Origin of the sequence: Pseudomonas saudiphocaensis, assembly GCF_000756775.1 — a bacterium.
Classification (GTDB): domain Bacteria; phylum Pseudomonadota; class Gammaproteobacteria; order Pseudomonadales; family Pseudomonadaceae; genus Stutzerimonas; species Stutzerimonas saudiphocaensis.
In genome coordinates, this window is record NZ_CCSF01000001.1 from 1,413,523 (window position 1) to 1,430,031 (window position 16,509).

Genomic DNA, 16,509 nt, shown 5'->3' on the forward strand with positions numbered 1-16,509 from the left:
CACCCCTGAAAAACCTTGGCCAATTATAGGGCCGGTGCAGCCTGCGATTACAGCCAGCTGCCGCCTGCTTTTCCTTGCGTTGCGGCGCTCCTGCCGGCTGCTTTTAATTTAATATGACGCCCTTTACCGCCGTACCGGAGCCCCAATGACTGCCCCTGCCCTGTCGCCAACTCTCGAACTCGCCTGCGAGCTGATCAATCGTCCATCGGTCACCCCGCTGGATGAAGGCTGCCAGCAGCTGATGAGCGAGCGTCTGGCCGCCTGCGGCTTCGCCATCGAGCCGATGCATATCGAGGATGTGCAGAATTTCTGGGCGGTACGTGGCACGCAAGGCCCGGTGCTGTGCTTCGCCGGCCACACCGACGTGGTCCCCACCGGCCCGCTGCAGGCCTGGCAGAACCCGCCGTTCGCCGCGCGTATCGACGAGCACGGCATGCTCCATGGGCGCGGCGCCGCGGATATGAAAGGCAGCCTGGCGTCGATGATTATCGCGGTCGAGCGCTTCACTGCCGATTACCCGGATCATCAGGGGCAGATCGCCTTTCTCATCACCAGCGACGAGGAAGGCCCGGCCCACCATGGCACCAAGGCAGTGGTCGAGCGCCTGCGTGAACGCGGTCAGCGCCTGGACTGGTGCATCGTCGGCGAGCCATCGAGCACCGCACTGGTGGGCGATGTGGTGAAGAACGGCCGACGCGGTTCGCTCGGAGCCACTCTCACCGTGCGTGGCCAGCAGGGCCATGTGGCCTATCCACACCTGGCGAAGAACCCGATTCACCTGGCCGCTCCGGCACTGGCAGAACTCGCTGCCGAACATTGGGACGACGGCAACGCCTTCTTCCCACCGACCAGCTTCCAGATCTCCAACCTCAACGCCGGTACCGGCGCCACCAACGTCATCCCCGGCACGCTGGAGGCGGTGTTCAACTTCCGCTTCTCCACCGAATCCACGGTCGACGGCTTAAAGCAGCGCACCGCGGCGATCCTTGACAAACACGGCCTGGATTGGAGCATCGACTGGGCGCTGTCCGGCCTGCCCTTCCTGACCGAACCAGGCGAGCTGCTCGACGGCGTCGCGGCGGCCATCCGCAAGGTGACCGGGCGCGAAACCACGCCTTCCACCAGCGGCGGCACGTCCGACGGCCGTTTTATCGCGACCCTGGGCACCCAGGTGGTGGAGCTTGGCCCGGTCAACGCCACGATTCACCAGGTCGACGAACACATCCTGGCCAGCGATCTCGACCTGCTGACCGACATCTACTACCAGACTCTGGTTAACCTGCTCGCATGCTGATCTGCCCCATTTGCCGTGGCGACCTGCACAAGGTCGACAATGGCGTCGCCTGCCCGGCCAACCACCGCTTCGACCGTGCGCGTCAGGGCTACCTCAACCTGTTGCCGGTGCAGCACAAGAACAGCCGCGACCCCGGCGACAACCAGGCTATGGTCGAAGCTCGCCGGCGCTTTCTCGATGGCGGCCACTATGCGCCGCTGGCCGAGCGCCTGGCACAGCTGGCGGCTGAGCGCTCGCCGGCTCGCTGGCTGGATATCGGTTGCGGCGAGGGCTACTACACCGCGCAGCTCGCCCACGCCCTGCCGGATGCCGAAGGCTATGCGCTGGATATTTCCCGCGAGGCGGTCAAGCGCGCCTGCAAGCGCGCGCCGCAGCTGGAATGGCTGGTAGCAAGCATGGCCCGCGTTCCCTTGGCCGATGCCAGCTGCAACCTGCTGGCCAGCGTCTTCAGTCCGCTGGACTGGACTGAGGCACGACGCCTGCTCGCTCCCGGTGGTGGGTTGTTGCGCATGGGCCCGACCCGCGAGCACCTATGGGAGCTGCGCGGCCTGCTATATGACGAAATACGCGACTACGACGATGAAAAGCATCTGTCACTGATTCCCGAAGGCATGAGCCTCGCCCACAGCGAAACCCTCAGCTACGAGCTGCAGCTGAACGATGCCCAGGCCCGCGCCGACCTGCTGGCCATGACGCCGCACGGCTGGCGTGCCAGTGCCGAACGCCGTGCCAAGGTAATCGACGCGCCCCTGCGGGTACGGGTTGCGATACGCTATGACTGGATTCAGCGCGACCAGTGACAGGCCGCCTGAATCTTAAAAAGCACTTCACACAAGGCAACCGCCCATGCGTCAACCGGATATCGAAATCTACCTCAAGGATGCCAGCCAACAGGCCGTCACCGACTGGCTTGCCGAGGCCGTTGGTCCCTGCTCGCCCTGGCAGCAAAAGGGCAAGACGTTCAAGTGCAAGGCCGGCGAGATTCCGGTGACCTGGCTGCCAAAAGCTGTCGGCAAATGGCATAGCTTGCTGCTGGAAAGCGACACCACGCCTTGGGAGGATGACATTGCCTGTGCACGCGCAGCCTTTGCCGCACTTGGCGTGGAGATCCGCTGTGCGCCGGGTGGCTGGCTGGAAGAAGAAGCCGAGGAAGACGCCGACCGCTGGATCAGCATCAGCGAGCGTGGCGAAGAGGAAATTCGCTGGCGCACGGATTGACCACCAACCCACCACGTCTTCGCACTGTTGTGGCGGACGCTAGAGGCGATATGCGCCCGGCGAACTGCCCGAACGACATGTGCAAAAACGAAGCCGCCTGCATTGGCGGCTATTTGCTGCAAGCTGATAGCACACGCTTACGTGGGAACGGGCCATGCCCGTGAAGGTGCCCATGTCGAAAGGGCACCTGGGTCGTGGGCATGGCCCACTCCTTGTAGGGTGGATCACGCTTCACCGATCCAACGGGCGGCGACCCACCGGACAGAGGCCCGGTGGATGTAAATAGCTACATCCGCCCTGGGCACTTTCCCTGAAGCTAAGCCGCCCTTGCCGCTTTCCGGCGCCAGAACCACAGCCCCAGCGCACCCAGCGTCAGCAGCAGCGGCACCAGAGCGATATTCAGGAACTTCAAGGTGCGACCCAAGGCCTCGATATCGGCATTGAGCTGGTAGCGCACCTCGCGCAGCTCCTTGCGTATGCGCAGCTTCTCCTGCATGAAGCCCTGCAGCGCGGCCTGCTGTTCGGCCGTCAACTCCAAGCTCTGCTCAGGGTCAGCGTTCTGCAGCTCGGCCAGTTGCGCTTCGGTTTCGGCCAAACGGTTCTGCAGAACCTCCTCCTTCTCGCGGAAACGATCCTCCGCCTGACGTTGCAGCGCTTCTACCACCACGAACGGACGCGCCGAACGCCCCCGTGAGCGCACGCTGATCAGTGCATCACTGCCGGCCAGGTTATCCAACGCATTGATCACGAAGTTGCTGTTGTCGGCCCAGGGCTGCGGCAGGCGCTGGCCGAAAAAGTCCTGCACGTGTACCCACATGCGATCGCTGAGCAGATCGGTATCGGCTACCGCGATGACGTTGATGCTGGCGCTTTCCTTGAGGCCATCCTTACGCCCCTCGATGCCGTCCGGATAGGCTGACTGAGCCGGGCCCTGGATGCGTGCGGCCAGGGTGTAATGTTCGCCGGTCGGCTCCAGTCCGCGCAGCAGCTCTTCGGGATTCTGCAGCGTGGCAAAGCGCGCCGCCTCGACCGGCATGGCATAGCCCGAGCTCCTGATCAGCGGTGTGAAGCGCGTGCTGGCACCTTCCAGCGGCTCAAGGAACCCAGTGCTGGCCATGGTCAGGTTCTCCAGCAGGGCCGTAGCGATATCATCACCGTCCAGCGCCTGTTGCGGCAGGCTCAGCCAGCCGGGATGCCGCACGGCCCGACGCTCGGCGCCGACACCCACGGACATCGCAAAGGATGCATCCGCCACTACCTGGTCGGCGGGCATGCGCAGGCCCCAGGCCTTGAACAGCGGCTCCAGATCCGACGCCCGCTCTTCGGCGAAGCCCCCCGGCCCCATGGCCGACCCTGGATCGGCCTCGCTAAAGGGGTCAACGAATACCAGCAGCTTGCCACCGCGCAGCACGAACTGGTCGATGGCATAAAGCGTTTGTTCAGGCAGCTGCTTGGGATGCACCAGCATCAGTACCGAGACATGGGCCGGGATCAAATCGATATCGCGCTGCAGGCTTTCGATATGGAACAGCTGGCGGATATTCTCCAGCACCATCCATGACGGCGTCATCTGCTGGCGCTGAAAGTCGAAACCACCGGTTATCGGCAACTCGGAGAGCACACCCACCACCGGTAGCTGCGCCGAGGCGAGGCTCTGCACCAGGCGGCTGATCTCGTATTCGAGAAACTCCTCCTGATCCAGTGGGAAGAATGGAATGGTCTGGGTATTGCCCTCGGCATTGGTACCAGCCAAGCCGAAGTAAACCTTGTCGCCGCCGCGATCCAGCGGCACCGCCTGTAGACCCAGCTCGGCGGCGCGATCTTCTTCCTCGGAGAACGGCTGCGGATCGACCACCTGCAAATTCAACTTGCCGCCCGCCGCCCGCTCGTAGGCGCGCAACAGCTCCTCCACCCGCCGCGCATAGTTGCGCAGCACCACCAGCTCCTTGACCGCCGTGTCGGAGTAGAAAAACTGCAGCTCGATGGGTGACTCCAGCTCCTCAAGTATGGTCCGCGTGCCATCAGAAATCGTGTAGAGCTTCTGTTCGGTCAGGTCCAGCCGCGCGTTGGTCAACAGCAGGCTGGAGGAAATATTGAATGCCAGGAAGGCCAATGCGATCAGCAGCAGCCCGACTCCTGAATAAATCACTCGTTTCATGTGGGCTCCCTTATGCCGCTTTCTTCAGATCGACAACTACTGCCGTAGCCGCCAGCCAGGCGACAATCAGCGTGACGAAATAAAGCAGGTCGCGCAGATCGATCACGCCCTTGCTCAGCGCGTCGAAACGAATCAGGAAACTCAGCGAGGCCACCGCGTCCACCAGCCATTGCGGGGCCCAGGCAAAGGCATCGAGCACCATTGGCAGACCGCTGACAATGAACAGGAAGCTCACGCTGACAGCCAGGATGAAGGCGATCACCTGGTTCTTCGCCAGCGCCGACATGCACGAGCCAATCGCCAGGAATGCCCCTGCCAGCAGCCAGCTGCCAAGGTAACCAGCGATGATCGCGCCGTTGTCCGGCTCACCCAGGTAGTTGACGGTGATTACCATGGGAAAGGTCAACAATAGCGCAAGCCCTGCGAATACCCAGGCGGCAAGGAACTTGCCCGTGACCGCCTCGAAGCGCGTGATGGGTAATGTCATCAGCAACTCGATGGAGCCGGACTTGCGCTCCTCGGCCCACAGCCGCATCGCAATGGCCGGGATCAGGAACAGGTAGAGCCAGGTATGGAAGCCGAAAAAGGGCACCAGATCCGCTTGGCCGCGCTCGTAGAAGTCGCCAAGGTAGAAGGTGAACACCCCCGACAACACCAGAAAGATCAGGATGAACACATAGGCCAGCGGGGTGGCGAAGTAGCTGCCCAGCTCGCGCTTGAAAATCACCGGCAACTGGCTCATAGCGCCTCCCCACGCGTCAGATTGCGAAACACTTCATCCAGCCGGCCACGCTCCACCGCCAGCTCCTTCACGGCCCAGCCGCGCTGGCTGATCAGCGCATTGACCTGGGGAAAGATCACCCGCCCAGGCTCTGCGAGCACAGTAACGCTGTGCGCCGCGTGATTGACCTCCACACCAGCCACACCCGGCAGAGAATCCAGCGCCAGATCGTCCAGCGGCGCATCGCTGACCAGCGTAACTGCCTGGTGATATTTCGAGCGGCTTTCCAGCTCCATCGGTGTGCTGTCAGCCACTAGCCGGCCGCTGGCGATGACCAGCGCACGGGTACAGACCGCCGTCACCTCTTCGAGAATGTGGGTGGAGATGATGACGATCTTGTCCTGTGCCAACCCCTGAATCAGCTCACGCACCTGATGTTTCTGATTGGGGTCGAGGCCATCGGTAGGCTCATCGAGAATCAGCACTCTTGGGTCGTGCAGGATCGCCTGAGCCAGCCCGACCCGGCGCTTGAAGCCCTTGGACAGGGTTTCAATCGTCTGCCCCAAAACCTTTTCCAGCTCTACCTGAGCCGCAGCGGTCGCCACGCGTTGCTTCTTCTCCGCACCGCGATAACCGCGCACTTCGGCGATGAATTCGAGAAAGCCACGCACCGTCATATCGCCGTAACAGGGCGCACCTTCGGGCAGATATCCGATCTGCCGCTGGGCCTGCAGCGTCTGGGTCTGGATATCGCAGCCGAAGATGCTCGCCGATCCTGAAGTCGGCGCGAGAAAGCCGGTCAGCATTTTCATGGTGGTGGACTTGCCGGCGCCATTGGGCCCGAGAAAACCCAGCACCTCGCCAGGCTGGACGCTGAATGACAGCGCGTCCACCGCTGTGTGCCGAGCAAATCGTTTGGTCAGATCTCTTAGTTCGATCATTGCTCTCTCATCCATACGATCAAGGCCCGGCGCCCCACTCAAGCCCTACGCGCCGAGCCTGCAAAAAATGCCGGCGGCACTATATGAAGATGAACGCCGCGAATGCAACGGCCCGAAAGGATGGATAATTGACCGAAGTTTTCGCAGGAGCACGCTATTTGTCCACCAGCCGAAATTGGCTTGGTGCGGCGAGTGACGGCACCCTTGATGCGACGCGGCAAAGGCCCCGCCGTTTTCTGCCTGCAGAAGTATCGAGCTATCGGCTGAATAAGAAGTCGTGCTGGCGTAAGGTGCACGGGCCTCTAGCGGGTTCAAAGCACCCCTTTCATCAAATGTTAGGAGTTCGCATGCAACTGAATCGCAGCCTCCTCAAGGAAGCGACAAAAGAAGGGCTGCTCAGCGAGCAGCAGGCAGATCGGCTCTGGGCGTTTCTGGATGAACGCAGGAAGGACAAACCAGAGTTCCGCTCAACACACATCCTTTACTACCTCGGCGGGCTGATCGCCATCGGCGCTATGAGCCTGTTCATGACCCTGGGCTGGGAACGCTTCGGTGGCTGGGGCCTGTTCTCCATTGCCCTTGCCTATGCCGGTGCAGGACTCTGGCTCACCGAATTCTTCCTGAGAAAATCCCGACTGCGTATTCCCGCCGGCATCACCGCAGCCTTTGTCGTCGCCCTCACACCACTGGCGATTTATGGCCTGCAGGTTGCACTGGGCTGGTGGGCTGATGGGAGGTATTTGCGCAATTACCACACCCATATCGATTGGCGCTGGCTGTTCATGGAACTCGCCACGCTAGCGTGCGGCGTAATCATGCTTTGGCGTTACCGCCTGCCATTCCTGGTAATGCCCATCGCGGCGACGCTCTGGTACCTGAGCATGGATCTGGCACCTTTTCTGTTCAACGAAATGGGCACCCCCTGGGAGCTGCGAAAGTTCGTATCCCTGTGGTTTGGCCTGCTTATCGCACTGCTGGGCTTCTGGGTTGATATCCGCACTCGACAGGACTATGCGTTCTGGCTCTATCTGTTTGGCGCCATAGCCTTCTGGTGCGGTCTGTCCACGATGTACCTTGACAGTGAGTTGGACAGGTTCATCTACCTGTGCATCAACCTGGCAATGATCGCTGTCGGGGCTGTACTTTCGCGCAGGCTGTTTGCCGTTCTGGGCGGCCTGGGTGCGACGAGCTACTTTGCTCACCTGGCTTACGATGTGTTCAGGGATAGCATCATCTTCCCTTTCGTCCTGACCATCATCGGCCTTGGAGTTATCTACCTCGGCATACTCTGGCAGCGCCACGAACAGACCATTAGCAACAAGCTGTACGGAATGCTGCCCACACCAATGCGAGAGCTGATCGAGAGGCGCCATTGATCGCTCTCGATCAGTTTCCTGCGAAGTGCAGCCGCCCTAGCGGCTGCACTTATTGATTGCGACTCACCCTCCACACGGTATTAGCCAGATCGTCGGCGAGGATCAGCGCGCCTTTCGGATCGACCGCCACACCGACGGGGCGGCCACGGGTCTTGCCGTCGTCCGTGCGAAAGCCCGTCACGAACTTCATTTAGCTATATTCTCACCGACGCTGATCGGACAACTGTCATTCCTTCTGCTCAACCCGCTCTCAGGCGGTACAGAATTTCCCGTAAGGCGTTCGATCTGTTATGGAACGTCCTTGCGGGTTAGCGGCTCTTATTTCAGCTGCCTTATGCATGATAGAAGAAGCCTCACTCTTTTTATCAATTGCTGATAGAGATGCCGCGTACTCGGCAAGTACATCTGCATAACCGATAGGCGCATTCGCGGCGAAATCTTCTTTATCAAACTCAACTATAGCTTTTGCAAAGTAACCCACCGCCTCATGATACTTATTCTGATCCAAACTCAACCTAGCTAGCTCAACCAAGGACAAATAGAGAGGATTGCCAGCCTCTTTATCGAGTTTGTAAGCCAAGTTCAGCTCTGACTCAGAAAGCTCAAAAAAGCACGTAACCCCCAATGCCCGCCCATATTCGTACGTTAAAACAGAGCGTACTGCTGGCGGTAATTTCGCTAACTCAGCATTCACAACTGCCCTCGCATAAGCTCTGCGAGCCAAGTCCCAATTCCCAACTGCCTGAGCCTGCATACCCATGAGGGTATAGTTTCTTACGTTCTTTGTTTGAATAGCCGAAACACAACCAGTTAACGAGAGCACCGCAATGAAAAAAAATGTAAACCTAGTGAACCTCATAATCCCTCCTTGGTATTAAAAAATCCAGCCAAGCCGCCCTCAAGCGGCAAAGCCTTAATATTACGGCACCGCTATTATTGCCTGACCTGCCACCCCTGAAAAGATTTAGACATGCATAATCCGACCTTATGGTGCAACAAGCCATTTCATATTAGGGACAGTAATATTCGGGACAGCCCCCTAATTGATTATAGTTACCACCACCCATGAACCTTCCTTACGCCACCCAGTGCGAACTACCGGAAGACCCTATAACCAGATAAAAACGTCCAAAACTAAAGAGAAAGGTTATTATGAAGCCTTTTCATTGCTTGCTCTGCTGTTTCCGTGCAACCGAAACCGCACCATAACAACCAAGCTCCACAGAACCACCTTTAAGAATACACATACACTCCTTTAGCTGGTAATTTTATCAGGAACGACCGTATAGTGACCGGACAGTTAACTAGCAAGGCCCCACAAATTCAACCTATGGATTTGCAAATACACGCTGATCGTTCAAGGCAAGCATTCTAACGGTGGCGCCCTATAGCTTCGCCTGGAACACACATGAACACCGACGCTACTGCTCGACAAATAAGATAAACAATCATTGTAATTTAGATATTGACGGCAATACCTACTATTTAATCGCAGCTCGATGCTAGGTTTTGGAACTAGCGCGTCAGGTTGGCAAATTGGCAGGTCCGCATGAATGCGACATAAACTTGTCGAGTCCTCTATACGCCCTTTAAAGCCGCGAGGAGTGTAACCATATCCAACCATGCAATAGTAAACTAAAGCTACTTCGTTTAAACTTTCCTTAGGCCCACCTGCCGGATGAGTATCTCCACACTCCAACAATGCTTTTTTTACATCCAACTCAGTCGCACCCATCTTTCCCCATGATTCATAATATGGCGGCGACGGGCGAAACGCCTCAGGATTAATGCATCCGGACACCCCTACCAAAAAACAAGAAATTACTATTTTATTCGCCATTTTCATTGGCGCTTTATCTCCATAACCTCTGCCTTCCCGTATGCAGTAATACATTTATCTGAAGCATTACCATAGCAACTGTGCACCGTCGGACTGTCCTTAAGAATATTTATCCACTCCCTTATCTTGTAACTCTTATTTGGAACAGTCTCATAGGTGGCCGGGTTATTACCCAGCGCAACCCCCACGAAGTCATATTTATGGTTTTGCAGATATACCGTGTCTTGGCGACCCTCGCTCATTTCATACAGCATACCTGCTGCCTTTTCCGCGTTATAGGCTGGGCCGAAAAAGCGAATTAAGGTATCGCTCAATGGCTCTTTTCCATCACTCTCTCTTTGCAACGACTCTAGAGCATTTCCGATGGTCATACTGCCACGGCTATGCCCTGACAAATCCAGCCCACTTTCTCCATATAACTTCATGAGGTCTTTAATTTCTACGGTGGCGTTCGCCAAACCCCATAAATCATTTTCCAGAAAGCTCTGATACCCTGCCACCATCAACTCAGCGACCAAACTGTCGGTTTGCGGGAAGGCTACTAAGTATATTGTCTCAGCCCCTCCTGGAATATTCTGTGCGGTATAGCCTAATGCGGCATCTTCGTCGTTGAAAATTCCGTTGGTAAAAACTTTAACTCGTCCGCCACTGCCCGCTTGCAGGCTCACCTTCTCGCTCTGAGAGAGCTCTCTAACTAGCGCCTTACCATTTTCATCGATGGCAATCTTTCCATCTTCACCACGAATCACTTCATATATCACGTGGTCCTTCAAGAACATGGTGCGGTAAGCTTCATCGGAGAACTTGGCTGCCTCTGCAAATATCGCTTTATTGATAATCTGTACCGCTTCTGCTTGATGTGCCAAGTCCCGCGCATCCAGCCGCTGCGCGGCAGTATGAATAGACTTGGTATCACGACTCAGGCTCGCCAGAGTTTCGTCGACGGTCTTCCCGGTTTTCTCCAGTTGTGCTACCCCATCGGTAACCACAATGGTGCCTTGGCTTACGGCACTCAGGGTTCTACCGGATGAGTCATCCTCGGCAGCACCATTATCAATAGCATTACCGATAATGCCTTTGGCAGCGCCGTATTTACCTTGAGTAAAAAAGTCACTACTCAAACTGAAACCGTTATTCTTGGCACTGGCTTCGGCCCTATTGAGTAAATCCGAATGGGTCAGAGTACCGGTGTTCAGACTGTTCTTGTTGTCTGTTACGGCTTGGTCACTGCTGGTAATCATCGCGCCCGTGAGGTCGGTGTTGCCTACGGTTTTAATTTGGAAGCCACCGTCACCCGCTTTGATGCCGGTTTGTTCGGTCACGCTGACGTAGTCGCTGTTGATCTTCTGTTGGCTAACGGAGCCGCTGCCGCTGGACGAGCCGTAGCAGAACGGCGGAATGCACAGACTTAGCCCTACCCCGGTGCTGCTCTGCTTCGACTGATAGCTGCTGGTGTCCTGAAGGCTTTTCAGGTTGAGATCGCCGCCGATATCAGCCACCACCTTTTTACCGCTGGCCACCGCGCCCTTTAGGTTGGTGTCACCGCCTGAGGTGAGGCTGAGGGTATTGCCCGCCGTGACATAGGTATTGCTGTGGGTCAGGTCTTCGCCATCAGCCTTGCCACGCGCCTTATTGGCCGCCAGCTCCAGTGTGAAGCCGTTCTGGCTGCCACCGAGCGCAAAGCCGACGCCGACACTCCAGCCGCTGCCAGCGTTTTTGCTGTGTTGCTCGGCGGTGTTCTGCGCAGCCAGAAGGTTTATCTCTCCATCCGCGTGCAGGCTGAGGTCATTGCCAGCTTTAAGCTGGCTACCGATCACACGTATGTCACTGTTACCGTCGCCACGGGCGCTGATATTCAGATCGCCGCCAGCGATAACGCCGCTGCCTACCACGTTACGCCCGCTCTGGGTGGTGGTACTGCTGCTCTTGCTGTTGCTCAGATTGGCGCTGATCTTGATACCACCCAGGTTACCGTTCATCAGCGCTGTACCGCTGTCCAGCGCGTTGTTGATCTGCATCGCGGTCGTTGCGGCGGCCAGGGCTTGCAGGCGGCTGTCATCCGTGCGACTAGCAGCCTTGCCCATCTGCTGCATGCTTTGCACCGCGTCCACCAGGGGAACGCTGACAGTGCCACCCAATGCCGTTCTGCCGGTACTGTGAGTTTGTCTGTGACTGAGGCGATCGTGCCCGGCCTCGATGGCCACCTGTCGTGCTTCGATGTCGATATCACCTTGCAGCGCCATGACCTGGCTCGCCGTCTGCCTGTACGCTTCGCCAGCCTTGAGGCTGATGTCGCCTTCAAGCGAAGCGATTCGGCTGCCGACCTGGCGGATGGTTTCACCCTGGGTCTTTTCGCTTTGTTTGACGCTACCCATGGCCGGCTGCCACCACTCGCCGATCTCGCCAGTCTTGCGGCTACTGGTCTTGCTGCTATGGCTGGCCTGGCTCTCGCTGCTGGCGATAAGCAGGTCGCGACCCGCATTGATGTCGATATTGCCGTCGGTCACCAGTTGGCTGCCGGCGATGCGGGTATCACGGCCGCTGTCCAAATGCAGGCTGTCTGCACTGAGCAGACTGCCCACCGCCTCGTGCTGACTCTGCTGCCCCTGCTGAGCCTTTTGCTCATGGGCCAGCAATGCATGGTGTGCAAAACCCAGGCGACTCGCCTGCCTTGCACTGCTGCTGTTCTGACTATGTATGGCGCTGCTAATGTCGATATCGCGGTCGGCGCTGAGAAGGGCTGAGCCTTCGGCACGCATTACAGCCCCCTGCAATTTGATGTCCTGGCCAGCGTGCAGCTCGATGTCACCGCCCTGTAGATTGCTGCCTTCGGGGCTTTGCCAGCTGTTTCGACTGCTGCGTGAGTCGGCGGAGGTCATGCTCTTGCGTAATTTGCTGCTGGCCTGATTACCGCTGCTGGTGGCCGCCAGAAGGCTGATATCGCGCTGGGCGATCAACAGCAATTCGTCGCTGCCCTCCAGACGCGCCCCTTCGCTGCCGATATCGCGGCCAGCCCGGAGCACCGTTTGAGCGCCGGTCAGACTGCTGGTTTGTGCCTGGTTGTCGCTGAAGCTGTCCCGGGTATTCGTGGTTTTTGCGCTAATACCGCTGCGACCAACGGACCTGTGCGCCTCATCCACATTACGGGTTTGGCTGCCGGCACTGAGCCGGATATCGCGCGCGGCGCTAGCGAACAAAGCGCCCCCGGCACCGACACTCGACGCGCGCAGATTGAGATCGTTGCCGGCTTGAAGCTGCAGATCCCCCTGAGTCTGGATGCTGCTACCGACTTCGCGACTACCGGACTCCTTGCGCCAGTTGGCGCTGTCCCAAGTGATGGCCTGGCTATGACTTTCCTGCACAGAACCAATATCAACGTCCCGCCCGGCGGCCAGGAGGGTCTGCCCGCCTTCACCGCTATTTACTACCTGCGCGGCCTGCAGACGAAGATCGCGTCCCGCTGCAGCGAGCAGTTGCCCTGCCGGCTCGGAGACGAACAGCCCGGCAATGCGCGATACCATCTCCCGGCTGCCCTGCTCGCTCCGGGTGGTCTGGCGGTTGGCAATCAGGTTGAGGTCGCGCCCTGCCGTGACGCTAAGGTTGTCGCCCGCGCTGATCAGACCGCCAAGGTTGTTCAGGTCGCTACGCGCTTGTAGACCAACGGCGTTGGCCTGGATGCGCCCGCCGAGATTGTCGATGTTCTCAGCGCTGATTGTTGCGACGCCTCGCGCGCCAAGGCTGCCGCTGTTGACCAGGTCGCCGCTTAGGTCGAGTTGCAGAGTTTGCCCGGCAAGCAATGCGCCGTGCCCGTCTAGGTCGCCCTCACGCACACGCACATAGACCTGCGGCACCAGAGCCAAGGTAGTGGTGCCATCGGCCAGGGTCACCTCACGCTCCACAAGCCAGACAATATCGCTGGTCAACTGCGCCATCTGCTCGGCGCTAAGGGCCACGCCCGGCACCAGTTGCCAGGCCTGGGCCAGGGTCACGGCGCTGTCGATCAGGGCCAGATACTGGGCTTCGTCGTCGGCATGGCCCTCAAGGAAGCGCCGGCCAGTCAGTTGTGCGACCTGTTCACGGATTAGCTTCTGTTCGTAAAAGCCATCGCCCAGGCGTTTCTGCGCGGTCGCTGGGTCCACGGAAAGCCGTTGCAGCATGTAATCGGACGATAGCCAGTTACGGTAATTGGCAAAACGCGGGTCGGTTTCGACCAGATAGCTGGCGCTGCTGCTGGGACGGAACAGGGCGCTGCTCGGCACTTGAAGCGCCAGGCTGGCGCTGCGCACCTGCTGAACGATGCCGCTGGCATTCTGCTGATCAAGCGACGGTACCGAGACGACAGGACCAAGACCCAGGCCACTACCGCTCGGCGTGCCGTGTTGTTCATAGACACTGGGTTGCAGGCTGATTTCCTGGATACTGCTTGCCGGTCGATAGGCGCTACTCCGGCTGCCCTGACGGTCTCGGCCCTTGCGCTGGATGCGGTAGAAGTTGGTCACCGTGCCGCTATCGCTGGTTACGCGCTGGCCCGCCACCTCGGTGTTGGTCAGGCTGTCGATATTGGCCTGGAGCAGGCCGCCGGCGATGATCTGACTCTTGTCGTTGACTACCTCTTCGGCGTCGATGGCGAGGTTGCCGCCAGCAAGTATCTGGCCGGGAGCGCTGGTCTTGATCCGGGTCTCATTGACCACGCGGGTGTAGTCGTAGCGATTCCAGTTGTCGCGCCGCCCTTCGGGGGTCACCAAATACAGCACTTCGTCGGTGTAGGTGGAAATCCGATCCGAGCCGTAGCGGTTGGCCGAGCCGCTTAGTTGGAATTCCCGTCTAGCTTCGCGCGATACCTCGACCACTTCGGTGCTGAAGTGCTCGTTGCTGTTGCGTACGTTGCGCACGTTCAGCGCCAGGTCACCAAGGGCTTCGATGGTGGCGCTAGCGTTGTGCAGAGTCTCGGCCTGGCCGCTGGCGCGACCGTCCGCGTCCAGGTGGCCGCCGATGGCCAAATCGCCAGCACTGAAGATCAGCGCCTGCTCCCGGTTGGCGACGACCCGCGCACCTATGTCCATACGCTCACGAGCGGCGATCACGCTGGTCTCGCCCTGCTCGACATCGTTGCGCAGACTATCCGCTTCGATGCTCAGGGTATCGCCGTAGATTCGCCCTGTACCGAGGTTAGTCAAATGCGTGGCGCGCAGTTCGACCTGCTCGCCGTCGATCAGACCACGGTTGCTCAGTTCACCCGCTACCTGGATGTGTCCCTGGCTGGCGGTGATTTCGCCACCGGACTGGTTGGCCAACTCGGCAGCCTGAAGGACAAGGCGCTCGCCCGCCAGCAACTCACCCTGGTTGCTCAAGGATCCGGCCAGCTTCAAATCCAGATCGCCACCCGCCTGTAGCAGCCCGCTATGCTGGTAGTCGCCGCTCAGCTGCAGGGACAAGTCGCCAAGACTCAGTGCCTGTCCATCCCCACTGTAGTGGTCAGCCTTGATGGCGAGTGCCCGCCCGGCAATCAGGGTGCCGTCGGTATTTTCTATGCTCGGGCCGGCCACCGCTGGATCACTCGCAGCGATACGCAGATCACGGCCAGCGGCAATCTGTCCGCGGGTATTGTCCAGACCGCCATCGCTGCTCAGCTTCATGTCACCGTCGGCGCGCAATTCCCCTGCGGTGTTGTCAATCTGATCTGCGCTGATGGCCAGCGAGCGCCCTTCGATACCCTGTTCGGCATTTTGGGTCGCCCTGTTATCGAGGCTCTCGGCGACCAAGCGCAGTTCCTGACCGGCACGTAGCAGGCCGGTGCGGTTATCGACCTGCCCGCCTGCCACGACCTGAATGTCACCCAGGGCCTGCATCTGCCCGGTGTTGTTGAGCAGGTCGCCGCCGACCTCTACCCGAACAGCCGTGGCGCTGGCGATGCTGCCTAAGTTTTCTAAACGGCCGTCGGCGCTGATGACCACCTCACCGGCGCTGGCACCGATCTTTCCTGCATTGCGCACACCCACGCCGGCCTCGTTGCCCACCAGGGTGATCTTGCCAGCATACATGCCGCCCAGTTGGGCGACGTCGATAGCAACGCCGGCGGCCGCTCCCTTGCCCGGCGCCGCGCTGATCTGCTGCTGGTCGGCACTTACCCGGTTGGCCCCAGCGACCACAGCCAGGTCATTGGCCCAGATGCCAGCGTTGACTTCCACTGAGCGCGCGATGATTGCCGTGTAATCACTGCGACTGGCGTCCAGCCCGGCACCCTCAATGACCACCCTGCCGTCCTGTACCAGATAGCCATCGAGCCGACCGCCGTTAAGCAGCGGCTGGCCAGTGGTTAGGGTCGTACGATTGGCGTTGATGAAGCCGCAGCCATTACAGGTGATTCCCGCAGGGTTGGCGATCACCAGCTCGGCACGTTGGCCGGCTACCTCGACGTATCCATGCAAACGACTTGGGTTGCTGGAGTTGACCTCGTTGAGGATCACCCGAGCGCTTCCTTTGGCCAGCCAGGGGTTGCCCTCGACCCAGCCGCCAAGCTGGGTTTTTACGTTGCCCCGCGAGTTATTGAGGATGGCACCCCGACCATCCACGTCAAACTGACTGTAGAGGTTGCGCGACACACCGGCGGCGCTGGGCGTCTGGATATTCACTAAAGGCGTGCCGTTGCCGCTATCGAGCACAGTGGGTCGCTGGTTACCCGGCGCATTGCGGTCAGCGATGATATCGGCGTGGGCCTGTGGCCCGATCAGTATCACTAGGCCAAGCGCCGTCATCAGAGAAAACCGCAAGGGTTGCAGGCGAACCACACAAGTACTGCCAGCCTGCTTCCCGCGACCCGTGCAGCCAGGGGCCTTGACGTTGCTGGTCACGTTTTCGGCGACAACCATTAGCAGGTTGCGCGCCTTGTTGAAAACGATCCGGTACAGATGTTTGTTCATTGCAATTCCCTTTGCGTGACAAATAACGTGACGACAATTGA

The 16,509-nt window shown here is 59.0% G+C and carries 9 protein-coding genes and 1 pseudogene; 4 read left to right on the top strand and 6 right to left on the bottom strand.

Annotation, left to right across the window (positions count from 1 at the left end):
* Nucleotides 1-145: 145 nt before the first annotated feature.
* From dapE to BN1079_RS06625, 3 genes are read left to right on the top strand one after another with little or no spacing between them, the layout of a single operon-like run.
* Nucleotides 146-1,294: a succinyl-diaminopimelate desuccinylase gene (gene dapE / locus BN1079_RS06615; RefSeq protein WP_037023172.1), complete on the top strand. Its 1,149-nt coding sequence runs from the start codon at nucleotides 146-148 to the stop codon at nucleotides 1,292-1,294.
* The gene (locus BN1079_RS06620) at nucleotides 1,288-2,094 is read left to right on the top strand and encodes a putative RNA methyltransferase (RefSeq protein WP_037023174.1); all 807 of its coding nucleotides are present in this window, start codon (nucleotides 1,288-1,290) and stop codon (nucleotides 2,092-2,094) included. The genes dapE and BN1079_RS06620 overlap by 7 nt, the downstream gene beginning before the upstream one ends.
* Before the next feature lie 46 nt (nucleotides 2,095-2,140).
* On the top strand, nucleotides 2,141-2,512 hold the full coding sequence (locus BN1079_RS06625; protein WP_037023176.1) for a hypothetical protein: 372 nt from the start codon (nucleotides 2,141-2,143) through the stop codon (nucleotides 2,510-2,512).
* Nucleotides 2,513-2,828: 316 nt separating this feature from the next.
* Here BN1079_RS06625 and BN1079_RS06630 read toward each other — a convergent pair whose 3' ends face one another.
* From BN1079_RS06630 to BN1079_RS06640, 3 genes are read right to left on the bottom strand one after another with little or no spacing between them, the layout of a single operon-like run.
* A complete protein-coding gene (locus tag BN1079_RS06630) occupies nucleotides 2,829-4,670 on the bottom strand; it encodes a GldG family protein (protein ID WP_037023178.1) in 1,842 nt (613 codons plus the stop codon).
* Between the two features lie 10 nt (nucleotides 4,671-4,680).
* Nucleotides 4,681-5,412, bottom strand: coding sequence for an ABC transporter permease subunit (locus BN1079_RS06635; RefSeq protein WP_037023179.1), 732 nt, complete (start codon nucleotides 5,410-5,412; stop codon nucleotides 4,681-4,683).
* The gene (locus BN1079_RS06640; RefSeq protein WP_037023180.1) at nucleotides 5,409-6,332 is read right to left on the bottom strand and encodes an ATP-binding cassette domain-containing protein; all 924 of its coding nucleotides are present in this window, start codon (nucleotides 6,330-6,332) and stop codon (nucleotides 5,409-5,411) included. The genes BN1079_RS06635 and BN1079_RS06640 overlap by 4 nt, the downstream gene beginning before the upstream one ends.
* A gap of 347 nt (nucleotides 6,333-6,679) precedes the next feature.
* Between BN1079_RS06640 and BN1079_RS06645 the strand changes: the two genes are divergently transcribed.
* Nucleotides 6,680-7,708, top strand: coding sequence for a hypothetical protein (locus BN1079_RS06645; RefSeq protein WP_037023181.1), 1,029 nt, complete (start codon nucleotides 6,680-6,682; stop codon nucleotides 7,706-7,708).
* 49 nt (nucleotides 7,709-7,757) lie between these two features.
* Here BN1079_RS06645 and BN1079_RS17575 read toward each other — a convergent pair.
* The 3 genes and pseudogenes from BN1079_RS17575 to BN1079_RS17580 all read right to left on the bottom strand — a co-directional run.
* Nucleotides 7,758-7,892: pseudogene (locus BN1079_RS17575) on the bottom strand (sorbosone dehydrogenase family protein); the annotation flags it as partial.
* 66 nt (nucleotides 7,893-7,958) lie between these two features.
* The gene (locus BN1079_RS06650; RefSeq protein ID WP_037023182.1) at nucleotides 7,959-8,567 is read right to left on the bottom strand and encodes a tetratricopeptide repeat protein; all 609 of its coding nucleotides are present in this window, start codon (nucleotides 8,565-8,567) and stop codon (nucleotides 7,959-7,961) included.
* Between the two features lie 983 nt (nucleotides 8,568-9,550).
* Nucleotides 9,551-16,468 (bottom strand): hemagglutinin repeat-containing protein, encoded by a 6,918-nt coding sequence (locus tag BN1079_RS17580; protein WP_052114441.1) that lies wholly within the window; start codon nucleotides 16,466-16,468, stop codon nucleotides 9,551-9,553.
* Nucleotides 16,469-16,509: the final 41 nt, after the last annotated feature.

Excerpts from the sequence above, each read along its gene's own strand:
- dapE (WP_037023172.1), top strand. The coding sequence starts at position 146 with ATGACTGCCCCTGCCCTGTCGCCAACTCTCGAACTCGCCTGCGAGCTG.
- BN1079_RS06620 (WP_037023174.1), top strand. The coding sequence starts at position 1,288 with ATGCTGATCTGCCCCATTTGCCGTGGCGACCTGCACAAGGTCGACAAT.
- BN1079_RS06625 (WP_037023176.1), top strand. The coding sequence starts at position 2,141 with ATGCGTCAACCGGATATCGAAATCTACCTCAAGGATGCCAGCCAACAG.
- BN1079_RS06630 (WP_037023178.1), bottom strand. The coding sequence starts at position 4,670 with ATGAAACGAGTGATTTATTCAGGAGTCGGGCTGCTGCTGATCGCATTG.
- BN1079_RS06635 (WP_037023179.1), bottom strand. The coding sequence starts at position 5,412 with ATGAGCCAGTTGCCGGTGATTTTCAAGCGCGAGCTGGGCAGCTACTTC.
- BN1079_RS06640 (WP_037023180.1), bottom strand. The coding sequence starts at position 6,332 with ATGATCGAACTAAGAGATCTGACCAAACGATTTGCTCGGCACACAGCG.
- BN1079_RS06645 (WP_037023181.1), top strand. The coding sequence starts at position 6,680 with ATGCAACTGAATCGCAGCCTCCTCAAGGAAGCGACAAAAGAAGGGCTG.
- BN1079_RS06650 (WP_037023182.1), bottom strand. The coding sequence starts at position 8,567 with ATGAGGTTCACTAGGTTTACATTTTTTTTCATTGCGGTGCTCTCGTTA.
- BN1079_RS17580 (WP_052114441.1), bottom strand. The coding sequence starts at position 16,468 with ATGAACAAACATCTGTACCGGATCGTTTTCAACAAGGCGCGCAACCTG.